The 13,155-nt window shown below is 68.0% G+C and carries 9 protein-coding genes; 3 read left to right on the plus strand and 6 right to left on the minus strand.

What is annotated here, in order from left to right; translation table 11 throughout:
- Nucleotides 1-752: 752 nt before the first annotated feature.
- Both OG747_RS03615 and OG747_RS03620 read left to right on the plus strand, forming a co-directional pair.
- Nucleotides 753-3,293 (plus strand): zinc ribbon domain-containing protein, encoded by a 2,541-nt coding sequence (locus OG747_RS03615; protein WP_405877701.1) that lies wholly within the window; start codon nucleotides 753-755, stop codon nucleotides 3,291-3,293.
- Nucleotides 3,280-3,756 (plus strand): alpha-L-rhamnosidase C-terminal domain-containing protein, encoded by a 477-nt coding sequence (locus OG747_RS03620; protein ID WP_405877703.1) that lies wholly within the window; start codon nucleotides 3,280-3,282, stop codon nucleotides 3,754-3,756. Before OG747_RS03615 ends, OG747_RS03620 begins: the two co-directional genes overlap by 14 nt.
- A gap of 448 nt (nucleotides 3,757-4,204) precedes the next feature.
- On the opposite strand, the gene OG747_RS03625 is transcribed toward OG747_RS03620, so the two are convergent.
- The gene (locus OG747_RS03625) at nucleotides 4,205-5,680 is read right to left on the minus strand and encodes a glycoside hydrolase family 76 protein (protein ID WP_405877705.1); all 1,476 of its coding nucleotides are present in this window, start codon (nucleotides 5,678-5,680) and stop codon (nucleotides 4,205-4,207) included.
- A gap of 20 nt (nucleotides 5,681-5,700) precedes the next feature.
- Nucleotides 5,701-7,314: a glycoside hydrolase family 27 protein gene (locus tag OG747_RS03630; protein WP_405877707.1), complete on the minus strand. Its 1,614-nt coding sequence runs from the start codon at nucleotides 7,312-7,314 to the stop codon at nucleotides 5,701-5,703.
- Nucleotides 7,315-7,555: 241 nt separating this feature from the next.
- On the opposite strand from OG747_RS03630, the gene OG747_RS03635 reads away from it, so the two are divergent.
- Nucleotides 7,556-8,725, plus strand: coding sequence for a glycoside hydrolase family 76 protein (locus OG747_RS03635; protein WP_405877709.1), 1,170 nt, complete (start codon nucleotides 7,556-7,558; stop codon nucleotides 8,723-8,725).
- Nucleotides 8,726-8,760: 35 nt separating this feature from the next.
- Here the strand turns inward: OG747_RS03635 and OG747_RS03640 are convergent, their stop codons facing one another.
- From OG747_RS03640 to OG747_RS03655, 4 genes are all read right to left on the minus strand, one after another.
- Nucleotides 8,761-9,792 carry a LacI family DNA-binding transcriptional regulator gene (locus OG747_RS03640; RefSeq protein ID WP_405877711.1) on the minus strand — a complete coding sequence of 344 codons (1,032 nt, stop codon included), beginning with the start codon at nucleotides 9,790-9,792 and terminating at the stop codon, nucleotides 8,761-8,763.
- 93 nt (nucleotides 9,793-9,885) lie between these two features.
- Nucleotides 9,886-11,184 carry an ABC transporter substrate-binding protein gene (locus tag OG747_RS03645; protein WP_405877713.1) on the minus strand — a complete coding sequence of 433 codons (1,299 nt, stop codon included), beginning with the start codon at nucleotides 11,182-11,184 and terminating at the stop codon, nucleotides 9,886-9,888.
- 51 nt (nucleotides 11,185-11,235) lie between these two features.
- The gene (locus tag OG747_RS03650; protein WP_405877715.1) at nucleotides 11,236-12,147 is read right to left on the minus strand and encodes a carbohydrate ABC transporter permease; all 912 of its coding nucleotides are present in this window, start codon (nucleotides 12,145-12,147) and stop codon (nucleotides 11,236-11,238) included.
- Entirely contained in the window at nucleotides 12,131-13,138 is a 1,008-nt protein-coding gene (locus OG747_RS03655) for a carbohydrate ABC transporter permease (protein WP_405877717.1), read from the minus strand. Before OG747_RS03655 ends, OG747_RS03650 begins: the two co-directional genes overlap by 17 nt.
- Nucleotides 13,139-13,155 lie beyond the last annotated feature (17 nt).

The raw sequence follows: 13,155 nt of genomic DNA on the forward strand, positions 1-13,155 counted from the left end.
GCGGCGGCTCCCTCGGGGCAGCAGCCCTCGACGCCGACCTGAACACGGCTCCTCCAACTCCAGGCTCCGACGGTCGGGCAGGACGGGCCGATCGAGTGCGAGGGGCGTGGGGCACCAGACGCCCGCCCCACGCCCCTCGGGGCGAGTCGTAGGTCATCTCTACTCATTCCTACGCGAACAGCGTCCCGCCCTGTGCAACCTCTGTACGGCGCGAACGCCCTGCGATAGCTTCACGTCACCCCCCGGGATTGAATCGTTTCAATCCATGGCGATCGAGAGATGAGGCAGCATGAGCCCGAGTGTCGGGCAGGCTCCGCAGCCAGGCCCAGGCCGGCGCGCAGTGGTGGTGGCGGGAGCCAGTGCCGTGGCACTGTCCGTGACTGTTTCCGGAACGGCGGCCGCATCAGTCGGCGCGACTCCCCTGGAAAAGGCCGCGGCCGGAACCGCTGGGGGGGAGCAGATCCTGGCACCGCTACGTGCAGGGTCTTCAACTGTTAGGTGTTTGGCTTGAGCAGGCTGGTTGATGCTACTTCGCGTCATCGGTGCGGATCCTCAGGATCTGCCACTGCTTTCATCCTGGCTGGTTAGGGTTTCCGTCGGCTTTGAGAGACGCGGGTGTTCACCGTCTTGTCCTCGTCGGATGCCGACGATCGTGGTCTTCCCGCACTTTCCCGGCCTTCCCGGACCCTGAGGGTGCGGGAAGGCCGTGTCTTTGTGTGATGGTCGGTCGTTAGGCCGATCGGAGTGCCGGGATGCGGCCGCTGCTGAAGATGGCCGGACACGTGCGGGAAAGCGGGGTGGCGGGCATGGCCAGGCTGATGGCGACGGCCACGTGCACCGCCTTCTCCGGTGTGCTGGAGGGCAGTGGTGAGCGGGTCGGGCAGCGTGTCTTGCTGGAACGGGTGGGGTTTCTGGCGGAGTTGAGCCGGGAGCTGGCCGGTGCTCTGGTGGCCGCCCGGTGGGATGAGGATTCCCTCGATGTGCTGGCCGCCGGGGTGGACGAGCGGGGCGAGGCGCTGCCGTCCAAGGGGTGGATGGCGATGCGCCGCCTGGACTGGCCGCAGACTGTCGCGGCCCCGGCGGGGGTGTACGTCTCGGACCGGGTGCGCCGGGGCGTGGAGGAGTACGCGGCCCGCACGCTGCGGCTGGCCCTGCACCGGCGCAGTATCGTGGCCGCGGTCCTGGCCACCTGGCCGGATGATCCGCGGCGGCGCACCGAGGCGGAATGGGCGGCGCTGCGGGCGGTGCTGCCTGCTGGGGTGAGCAGTGCGGAAATCCGCAACCGCACCCGGCAGATCCGCGCGTACGTATCCGGGCACGGGCAGCTGCCCGCCGGGCTGTGCGCCCTGGAGGGCCCGCCGCGGGTGGCCGGGCAGGTGTTGCTGGCCGCGATGGACCGCCAGCAGGTCACGCTGGCCCGGGTGGACGAGGCGAGTGCCCGGTTGCGGGTCAAGCTCCCCCTGCGCGCCGCCCCGGCCACGGGGCGGGACTGGGCCTGGCATGTGATCGACATCCGGCTGCCCGGCACCATCGCGCCGGACGCGGTGCTGCACACCCCGACCCTGCGCACCACCCCGGCCGGGAGGATCGCCGTCGACCTGCCCCACTCCCGGCCCGCCCCGGCCACCAGGGCGACCGGCCATCGGGTGGGGCTCGGTTTCGACTGGGGTGTCAACACCCTGCTCACCGGCGTCCTGGGCCGCCTGACCGGCCAGGGCCCGGCCAGGCGGGTGGTCACCGACGGCCGTCCCCTGGTCTTCGACGCCACCACGGTCAGTGCCGCCCTGCACCGGCTGCGCGGCGTGCGCGAGCACCTCGCCGCCAAACGCAACCACTACCAAGCCCTCGCGGACGGGCTCGGCTCCCCCCACCCGGCCTGGGGCGAACACCTCGACCGGGCCCGGGTACTGGAAGCCGAGCACGGCCGGGTATGTGCCCGCATCCGGCACCTGAATCAGGCGCTGGCCTGGGCGGCGGCCCGCTGGGCCGTCGACCAGGCGACCACGCTCGGCGCGAGCGTCATCTACCTCGAAGACCTCACCACCCTGGAAGCCCGCGGCCACCGGCGGGGCAACGCCCGCCTGTCCGGGCAGGTGCGCGGCACGGTGGCCGAGGCGATGCGGCATCTGGGAGCGAAGGCGGGGATCGTGGTGGTCACCGTCCCGGCCCGGGGCACCTCCACACTGTGCCCCGGCTGCCTGAACACCCTCACCCACCACCCCGCCCCCGACCGGCTCGCCGAGCGCGGCTGGAAATGGGCACACTGCACCGGGTGTGGACTGTCCATGGACCGGGATCACGCCGCCGCCCGCCGGATCGTCTCCCGCGGCCTGCTCGCCCAGACCCACACCCTCACCGACCGCGCCACCAACACCCGGACCATCCGCACCACCATTGAGGGCACCGTGCGCCTGGTGAGGCGCCCGAAGAAGACCACCCGCCGCCTGCGCCGACTGCGCCGCGCCGAAACGGCCCCACCCCGCCCGGCCGGGCCGAAGACCACCGAGGGCAAGGGGCACCCCACGCCCAGCAGGCCCACCGGCCCCCGTGGCCGAGGCACCCGGCGCGCCGCCGAACAGGCCCCGGGCCCCACGACTTCCCGCCGTGCGCCCGATGTGCGTACGGTCCCCGCCACCACCCCCACCACGGGGGCAGTCCAGCGTCCGGCGGGGCATGACACCACGACACCAGCCGCCGTATCCGGGCCGGTGCCAGGTCATGGAGTACCCGCATCCGGCCGGATCGAAGAAGATCTGCTTCGATCCGGCCGGATGCGGCTCTCGAACAGAACCTGTCGACGGCGCACCCGCGCCGCCGAGCGGACCGGCTTCCACCACCTGCACGCCACCGAGGTCCACCCCCTCACCCCGAGGTTCGGACCCCACAACGGCGACCGCACACGGCCACGCCGCGCCCGAAAAGCCTGGAAACCACAGGCACACACAGAGTTCCAGAGACGCTGTCAACACCTATCTGTGGGACGAGTCGGCGGGCGCCTACCTCGACTCCGCGACCGGCCCGGTCCGGCACGCCCAGGACGGCAATGCCATCGCCATCACCGCAGGGGTCGCCGACTCCGAGCGTGCCACCAGCGCTCTCGGACATCTCGATGCCACCACGCAGCTGCGTTACGGCAATGCGTTCATGGACAACGACACCATTTTCGGAGGTGCCTCGCAGCGCGTGTACGCGTTCACCTCGTACCCGGAGATCGTCGCCCGCTTCCTGACCGGGCGCGCGGACTCCGCACTGGACCAGATCCGGCGTACCTACGGCTGGATGGACAGCCATGACCCCGGCGTCACCAACTGGGAGGGCATCGGTCCCAACGGGTCGCTCTACGAGGACGGTTTCACCAGCATGGCCCACGGGTGGTCGACGGGTGTTCTGCCGGCTTTGACCCACGAGCTCCTGGGAGCCCAGCCGACCTCGCCGGGATACACCGCGTGGAAGGTGAGCCCCCATCCGGGAAGCGTTGCCTGGGCGCAAGGTGAACTGCCCACCCCGCACGGTCCGCTACGGGTCGCGTGGACCAACTCCCCCGCGCAGTTCAAGCTGACCGTCCATGCTCCGAAGAACACCGCCGGTGTGGTCGTCTTCCCTCAAATGGCCAAGGACGTGGTGGTACGCGTCAACGGGAGCACGGTGTGGGACGGACACCGCGCCGCACGTGGTGACGTGAAGGTCGTCGATGGCCACGTCACGATCACCGCTCCGCACGCCGGCGCTCACCACTTCACCGCGACGCCTCGCTAGCCGGCAGCCCGCTGTGCCGGGCGGATGAGGATGCCGCCCGGCACAGCACTGATGTCGGCAGGCGGATCGCGGCGGGTACGTGCTCCGGTCCGCCGGTGCCGAGCACAACCGGGTCTTCGCTCAGGTGGTTCAGTCGTGTTCGAGCTGCAGCAGGACGAGGACGGCGCGGGCGATCCGGGTGATGGCCGTGGAGTCGAGGCTGACCCCGCGCAATGCCTTGAAGGTGACTTCTCGGCGAAGCGCGCCTACGGGCGGCCGCAGCGGAGAGCCCCGTGGCGTTTCACGGGCATATCGGGCTGTGAGCTCTGCCCCGCCTCGGTATCGACATCCAGCCCGTTCAACGCCCGCCGGGAGCACACAGGTTCACGATCATTCCGAGACGATGGACGATCGAGCGCGGCATGGGGTGCCTCAAGCACACCAATCAGCGGACCAAGTGGGTGCGGGGTCAGGAGGCCGCGTTCATCAGGTCGACGGCGGACTGCTGGCGGGCGGCGTCGGTCGTGTCGAGGGGGCCGGCCCAGTGCAGGCCGTAGGTGTCGAGGGGGGTGCGGTCGTTGGCGTAGGCGGAGTCGGCCTGGCGGCGGATGTAGGAGGTGTAGGGGCGGTCGGAGAGCTGGGCGTTGAAGGCGCTGAGGCCTCGGATGTAGGCACCCTTGAAGGAGGGGCCGTCGGCGCCGCAGTCGCCGGTCTCGCAGGGCTCGCGCAGGATTCCGCCGGAGTTCAGCGAGGTGGAGGTGGTCGAGGCGTCACCGATCCGACGGCCCGTGGTGAGCAGGGCGGCGTTCCCGGTGGCGCGATAGAGCTCCGCGAGGCCGCCGAGGAGGACGCCTTGGTTGTAGGACCAGGCAGTGTCGCCGTTGTTGGTGCAGGTCGTGAGGTTGATGCCGTCGTTGACCAGGTGGGAGCTGTTGATCATGGCGGTGCCCTGGAACCATGACCACTCCGCGTTCGCGCGGGCGAGATAAGCCGTGTCGCCGGGGACACGGTTGTGGAGCGCGGCGTTCAGCTCCAGGTAGAGGGAGTTGGCGATGGCGTTCTTGGCGGTCTTGGCGGTGCTCCACCAGACGCCGCCGCCACATGTCGAGTCCCAGTACCGATACATGTGGTCCGCGTCGGCGCGGGCCGTGTTCAGGTACCTGCTGTCGCCGGTCAGGTCGTACGCGGCGACCCAGGCCAGGCCCCACCACCCGCTGTCGTCGATGTAGTCGTTGGTGAAGTTGCCACCCTGGGCGGACAGGTTGAGGTCGTAGGTCTTGGCGATGGCGTACTGGTAGCTGCCCATGCCGGTGACCTGGATGTTGTTGATGAGGGCGGTCAGCGCGTTGGCCGAGTTCCACCAGCCGGTGGTGTCGAACAGGCCGGTGCTGAGGTTGTACGACTGCATCAGCGCGGTGGCCGCCGCGGTCGGGCGGCTGCCGGCGTTCCAGGTCGTACGGGCCCAGGCCGTGCAGGCGATCTCGGTGCGGTTGCCTGCTTTGCCGCAGGCGCGGAGGGCGCCGACGCCGAGGTTGTTCCAGTCGTCGACGTTGTACATCGCAGTGCGCCAGCCGGTCTGGCCCGAGGGGATCGTGGTGTCGCCGAGCTTGCTTCCGGAGGTCCAGGTGAGGCCGCCGTCGAAGGAGCGGTCGATCCAGACCTCGTCGGCGGGGCTGCCGTTGGTGATCGAGGCCCAGCCCATGGCGTCGGTGTCGTCGAAGTGGAGGGTGATGGTGCGGGAGTAGATGGTGGCGGTCACCGGCCGGCGATCCTGGGGGGACAGAGACGGGTCACGGCCGTCGCAATACTTGTTGCAGATGGTTGCCTGGACTGCTGTGGTCTGTGCTTCGGCGGTTCCGGATGCCGGGATCAGGAGAGCCAGGGATACTGCGGTCGCGAGCAGGCCGGCCCCGAACATGCCTGTACTTCGTGTTTTTGAGTGCATGTCAGCTCCGTCGGGGTCGGTCAGCCCAGGCGCCACTGCTGGTTGGCGCCGCCGTTGCAGGTCCAGAGTTCGAGCGCGGTGCCGTTGACGTTGCCGGAGGCCTGATCGCCGCCCGTGACGTCGAGGCAGAGGCCCGACTGGGCGCCGGTGACGGTGCCGTTCGGGTTGAGGCTCCACTTCTGGTTGGCGCCCCCGGTGCAGGTGTAGAGCTGCACCTTGGTGCCGGCCTTGGTCCCGTTGTCGTAGGCGTCCAGGCACTGGGTGCCGCCGTAGAGCCGGAGTTCACCGGCGGCGGTGATGGTCACGGCCTGGTTGGCGCCGCCGCCGCAGTCCCAGATCTCGATCTTGGTGCCGGGGGCGGTCTGGTTGTCGTACGCGTCAAGGCAACGGTTGGAGGAGGCTCCGACCAGGGGGCGGGTGCCGCCGACGCTGGTGCCGCTGCCGACGGAGACCCGGTACATCACCGAGCCGTGAGCGGGGACGCCGGCTGAGATGGTTCCGCTGGTGCTGCTGACGACGTGGGACCAGAGATTGTTGAGCTGGTAGGAAGACGCCGCGGGGAGACCGACCGCGGTGGCGGAGGTGGTGATGGTGGCGGCGGAGGAGTTCTCGTTGAAGAGCACCACTGATACGTCGCCGTTCGCCAGCGGCTTGGTCAGCACGTGAAGACCGCCGGAGGAGGACACCTCGGTGCCCTGCTTGCCCAGGGAGTCCTGGTCCACGGCGATGACGTCCTTGTTGCCGTAGAGGGAGAGGGTGGCGGCGGAGGCTTTGCGCAGGTCGGTTCCGGCGATCAGCGGCGCGGCCATCTCGGACCAGAGGCTGAAGTGGGAACGGTCCTCGGTGAACGACATGCCGTTGCCGACTTCGAGCATGTCGGGGTCGTTCCAGGCGCCGGGCTTGGCGTACGGGGCGAGCTTGACGTTGGCCTTGTAGATCGACACCACCGTGGAGAAGTTGACGTTGATGTCGTCGGTGGTGCGCCAGCTGTTGCCGACCCCCACACCCCAGGTCCACACACTGGCCAGGCCCCAGTTGCACAGGCTGTAGACGATCGGGCGGCCGGTGTTGGCCAGGGCGTCGCGCATGGCGGTGTAGCGCTGCTGGTCGGGCACGTTCTGGTGGTTGCAGTTGTCGTACTTGAGGTAGTCCACGCCCCAGGCGGCGAAGCTGTTGGCGTCCGTCTGCTCGTGGCCGAGGCTTCCGGGGTAGCCCTGGCAGGTGGCGGTGCCGGCGCTCTCGTAGATGCCGAGCTTGAGGCCCTTGCTGTGGACGTAGGCGGCGGTTCCGCTGATGCCGTCGGGGAACTTGGCCGGGTCGGGCACCAGTTGGCCCCCGGAGTTCCGGGCCGAGGTCATCCAGCAGTCGTCGATGTTGACGTACTGGTACCCGGCGTCCTTCAGACCGGAGGAGACGAGGTAGTCGGCGGTCTGCTCGACCAGTTGCTCCGTCACGTTGCAGCCGAAGGCGTTCCAGTCGTTCCAGCCCATCGGGGGCGTCCTGGCCAAGCCGTTTTCGAGGGCCTGCGCGGGCGGTGCGGCACGGAGCACCAGCAGGGCCGGGGCAAGGACCAGCACAAGCACCACTGTGAGGGCGACACTCAGGCGTCTCATGAAGGGTGACGGGACGGTCATGTCGATGTCTCCTGCTTCGCCGTGTGGGGCCGGACGGACTCAAGCACCCGGCAGCGTTGTCCCGTTGCCGGGTGTAGGCCATTGGAAACGTAACCATCGCGAAGATCCCACCAGTCGGGCTCAACCGTCAATGGTCCGAACCAAACTGTCGTCGGGCGCAACTACTCATGCTTACAAGAGCGTTGACGGCCCCATGGCTCAGTGGGAACGTTTCCATCATCCCACACCTGGAGGTCCTCCCATGCCCCTGCATCCCTCTCGGCGAGTGATGGTCGGTTCCGGCCTGGCCGCGATGACAGCGATGGCGACCACACCGGCAGCCGCGGCGGAACGCTCCAGCCCGGCCCGGGCGTTGTCGCGCGCCATCGCCGTGTACTCCGCGCTCGGGAGACACTTCGATACGAACGACGGCTCCGAGCTGGTCCGCGAGCGGGTTCCGGCGGCGGCCGACGACAAGCCGTACTCGTACGAATGGCCCTTCTCGCAGGTGCACATCGCCGCGCTCGACCTCACGGCCGTGGACGCGACGTACGAGTCGGAGCTGGCCGAACGGGCAACGGCGCAGGAGCACTTCTGGAACGCCGGCGGAGGCACGACCGGGCTTCCCGGGTACGCCTCCTACCCCGTCGCCCCGTACGGCTCGGGCGGAGACATGTTCTACGACGACAACGAATGGGTCGGCCTGGCGAAGGTCCAGCGCCATCTGCAGACCGGGGACGCCGCCGCCCTGGCACGCGCGCAGGAGATCTTCGCCCTGGTCAGGTCCGGCTGGGACACCGACACGAGCCACGCCGCCCCCGGCGGGGTCTTCTGGACCCAGGCCGGCTGGAGCCAGGACCGCAACACCGTCTCGAACATGCCGGGTGCCCAACTCGCCCTGCGCCTCCACCAGATCACCGGCGAGGCCGACTGTCTGGACTGGGCGAGACGTTTCTACGACTGGACGAACACGCACTTGCAGAGCCCCAGCGGCCTGTACTGGGACCACCTCGACCTGCAAGGCACCGTCGAGAAGACCTTCTGGTCCTACAACCAGGGCGTGCCGGTCGGCGTCAACGTTCTCCTCTACGAGGTCACCCGCGACCGCGTCTATCTGCGCCGGGCCGAGCGGATCGCCGAGGCCGCGTACGACTACTACGTCACGCAGGGGCGGCTGTTCACACAGCCCGTGTACTTCAACTCGATCTTCTTCAAGAACCTGCTGCTCCTGGAGTCGGTGACCGAGAAAGACAGGTACCACCAGGCAATGGCCGACTACGCCGACCAGGTGTGGTCCACGATGCGCGATCCCGCCACCGGCCTCGTGCACTTCAATGCGGCCGGCGGTACGGAAGCGATCCAGCAGGCGGCGCTCGCGCAGATCTACGCCGTGCTCGCGTGGCCCCACGCCAAGTGGCGGACGCTCTACTAACTACTAACTACTAACTACTAACTACTGACCACCGACTACTGGTGCCCGATCTCTCCCGTGCCGCGCGCGATCAGGTGGACCGGGAGGACGGTGCGGCGGGAGGGAGCGTCGTCGCCGTTGATGCGGTCCAGCAGAAGGTGGGCGGCGTGGCGGCCGAGTTCCTCGGTGTCGGAGGTGACCACGGTGACCGGCGTGGGGAGCATGTCGGCCAGTTTGAAGTCGTCGAAGCCGACGAGCGCGATGGGGGTCTGGAGCTGCCGGGAGGCACGCAGGACGCCCTCGGTGAGGAAGCCCGTGGTGGAGAAGATCGCGGTGGGCGGACGGTCGGAGGTGAGCAGGGTGTGGGTGGCGGCGGAGGCTTCCTCGGTGGTGCCGCGGCGCAGGGTGACGACCAGGTGGTTGTCGGGGGTGATGCCACTGCGGCGAAGGGCCTTGCGGTAACCGCGCAGCCGTCGGCCGGTGCTGTAGTAGGAGGGGGCGACGAGGATGGCGATCCGGCGATGGCCCTGGTCGATGAGGTGCTGGGTGGCCTTGCGTCCGCCGTCCTCGTTGTCGACGAGGACGACGTCGGCCTCGGCACCGGTGGCCGGCCGGTCGACGAAGACGATGGGTACGTGGTCGTGGCCGTTGATCTCGTTGAGGAAGGCGTGGTCGCCCTGGTCGGGGACGATGATGAGCCCGGCGACGCGTCGTCCGATGAGCTCGCCCACGGCGCGGCGTTCGACCTCCGGGTCCTCGTCGGCCGTGCTGAGGAGGACCGCGTAGCCGGCCCGGTTGGCCACTTCGACGGCGGCCTTGGCCAGGGACGCGTAGAACGGGTTGGTCAGGTCGCCGAGCAGCAGCCCGATGGTCATCGAGTTCTGCCCGGGACGCAGCGAGCGCGCGATCTCGTTGCGCTGGTACCCGATGGCGTTGATCGCCGCCATCACACGTTCGGCCGTCTCCTCGCGGACCGTTCCGATGCCGTTGACGACGCGGGAGACGGTGACGACGGCGACTCCGGCCCGCTCCGCGACATCGCGCATCGTGGGCCTGGCGTTCTGGTGGTGCGGGGGACGACTGCTCACGTGAGTTGAAGACCAACCTTCCATCGCGTACCGGGGGCCGGGACCGCCCTCAGGATACGTTTCGGGTCCCGGCCCGCCGCTCGGCCCAGGTGGCTAACTGTTGCTCTTGATCACTTCGTTGATCTTGTCGGTCATGGTCTGGAGGTCGGAGAGCGGCTTCTTGCCCTGGAGGATGTCCGGCCAGTAGGCGGTGATCAGGTCGTTCGACTGGCTGGCCCACTGGGTGGTGAAGCGCACGCCGATGGTGGACGACGTGTTCAGTCCCGCCTTGACGGTGGACGCGACGGTCGTCAGACCGGCCTTGTCGAGGGCGCCGAAGTAGGCGTCCTGGGCCGAGAGATAGGCCGGAGCCGCCACCGGGGAGTCGGGCAGCACCTTGGTCCACACGGTGGAGTCGAGGTACTTCAGGACCTTGAAGGTCGCGTCGGCGTTCTGGGTGTACGACGGGGTGCAGATGCCCACGGCGTCGTACAGGGTGGTCGCCTTGTTGACCTGAGGGATGGGCGCGAACCCGTACTTGATCTTCGGTTTGTCCGTGAGGAAGCCGGCGGCCAGCCACTGGCCGCTCCACAGCATGGGGATCTCTCCGGCGGCGAACGGCGCCTGCTGGTTGCTGATGTCGTAGCCGGGAGGTGCGATGGCGCCGCTCTTGATGCCTGCCACGAGCTTGCTGACGCCCTCGGTGTACTTCGCGTCGATGGTGACCTTGGTGGGCTGGTGAACGGAGTCGGCGAAGGGCGCGCCACCGGCGGACATGGAGTACGTACTGAGGGTGAAGGGACCGTCCAGGGAGGTCATGGCGTCGGCGACCAGACCGTACTTGGCACCCTTCGCGTGCAGCTTCGCGGCGGCGTCGAACATCTGGTCCCAGGTCCAGCCGGAGGTGGGCACGGCTATCCCGGCGGCCTTGAAGGCGTCGATGTCGTACCAGATGCCGTAGGTGTTCATCAGCGAGGGAACACCGCCGATCTTTCCGTCGGCGGTCTTCCAGTTCTTCATGGTGGAGGAGATGAAACTGTCGGCGCTGAAATCACCGGAGCCGGAGAGCCGGGAGGACCAGTCGGTGAGCAGACCCTGGCTGGTGTACTGCTGCTCGGTGTCGTTGCCGCACCAGAACAGGTCGGGCAGTTTCTTGGCCTGGGTCAGGGCCGCGAGCTTGTCGCTGTAGTTGCCGTTGGGTGTGTCGATGCGCTTGACCGTGATGTTCGGGTCATGGAAGCCGGTCAGGGCCTGGTCGATGGCCTTGTTGGTCGCGTTCGCCTCCCAGGTCATGAGGGTGACCGTCGCCTTGCCGTCCGACTGCTTTCCGGAGGAGCCGCCGCAGGCCGCCGTTGCGAGCAGTCCTCCCGCCGCCATCAACATTCCGGCGACACGGATCGATCGTTTCATCATGGCCTCCTGATACCTGGCTGGTACATGGCTCGTGCGTGGGTCGTGTGCGGATCAGCGCTGGTTGACGGTGCCCAGAGCGCTCAGGCCTTGGATGAAGTAGCGCTGGGCGACGAAGAACACGGCCAGTGGGGGGAGCATGTAGAGCAGGTTGGTGGCCATGTAGAGGTTCCAGTCCGGGGTCTGGCCGGCGAACGGGGCGACGAAGGAGGCCATGCCTACGCTCAGCGGCCACTTCTGCGACGAGTACAGATAGATGAGTGGGTTGAGGTAGTCGTTCCAGGACATCTGGAAGGCCAGGATGGACATGGTGATCCAGGCCGGCCTGGTGATCGGAAGCATGACGCTGACGAAGATCCGGACGTGTCCCGCGCCGTCGACCTTGGCCGCCTCGTCGATGGAATGGGGAATCGACAGGAAGTACTGGCGGGCGAGGAAGATGAACAGCGGATTGCCGCCCAGAAAGGCCGGGACGATCAGCGGCAGCCAGGTGTCGTACCAGCCGATGTCCTTGAACAGCTGGAACAGCGGGATGATGCCGATCACCGGGGGCAGCAGCATGCTGCCGACGAAAACGTAGAACCAGGCCTTCCGGCCGGGGAAGCGGAGCCGGGACAGGGCGTATCCGGCCATCATCGAGGTCATGACGCCACCGACCACCGACAGACTGGTGATGACGACGGAGTTCAACAGCAGCCGCGGGAAGTGGATCGCCTTCGGCCCGTTGATGAAGTTCTCGAAGTGGAACTGGTGGGGCAGCAGTTTGGGCGGGACTTCGAAGACCGCCGAGGGGCCTTTCAAGGCGACAGTGAGCATCCACAGGATGGGCAGGACCATCACCGAGCTGATCAGCAGCGCGGTGGCGTACCAGGACGCCGTACGTACGGTCCTGCCGCGCGGCTTCGATGCCGGGGCTGTCGTCAGCGCCGTCGCCGGCGCCCTCGTAACGTCAGGAGACGTGGTCACTGTAGGTCCAAATCGACGAGAAGCGGGCGGTGGCGGCGATCACGACGACGATGACGAGGAAGAGCACCCACACCTGGGCGGAGGCATAGCCGAACTGGGAGACCTGCCCGAGTTTGGGGAAGCCGTTGGCGTAGATCGACAGCATCAGCGTCCTGGTGCTGAATCCGGGACCACCCAGGCCGTCCGGCGAGAGGATCTTAGGCTGGTTGAATGCCTGAAGGGCGGTCACCATCTGCAGGACCACCTGCAGCACCATGATCGGACTGATCAGCGGCAGGGTGATCCGGAAGAACACCGTCCGGGGGCCGGCGCCGTCGAGCCTGGCCGCCTCGTAGAGCTCGATGGGGACCGCCTGGAGCGCGGCGAGAAAGATGATCATTGTGGAGCCGACGCTCCACAGCATGACGATCACGATCGAGGGCATCGCCGAGTCCGAACCGGACAGCCACTCGCTGGTGGGCAGGTGAAGCCACGTCAGCACCTGGTTGGCCAGGCCGACCTGCGGATTGAATACGAACTTCCAGAGCGTGATCGTGGCCACCACGGGCAGGACGACCGGCAGGTAGCACAGCGTGCGCAGCAGGCGGACACCCCGCATCCGCTGATTGCAGAACACCGCCAGGGCCAGCCCGATGACCAGCGACAGCGGCACATACAGCACGACCAGCAGCAGCGTGGCGCGCACCGAGGGCCAGAAGGACGGGTCGGTGGTGAACATCCTGCGGAAGTTGTCGAGCCCGATGAATTCCGGGTCCGACAGGCCATTGTACCTGGTCAGCGCGAAGTAGGCGGACCGGATCAGTGGATAGACGACGAACGCCGAGAAGCCGATGAGAGCCGGTGCCAGGAACACGTACGCGGCCAGGGTGTCCGACGCCGCCTTCCTTCGCCGGCGCCATGGTGGGCCGAGGCGCCCCGGGCGCCCCTGCTCGGGCGGCCGGTCCACAGGTGGTGCGGTGGTTCGCGTCTCTTGGTGCGGAGTGGCTGTCACACGCGCTCACCTTCTCC

It is taken from the genome of Streptomyces sp. NBC_01384 (genome assembly GCF_045040035.1).
Taxonomy (GTDB): domain Bacteria; phylum Actinomycetota; class Actinomycetes; order Streptomycetales; family Streptomycetaceae; genus Streptomyces.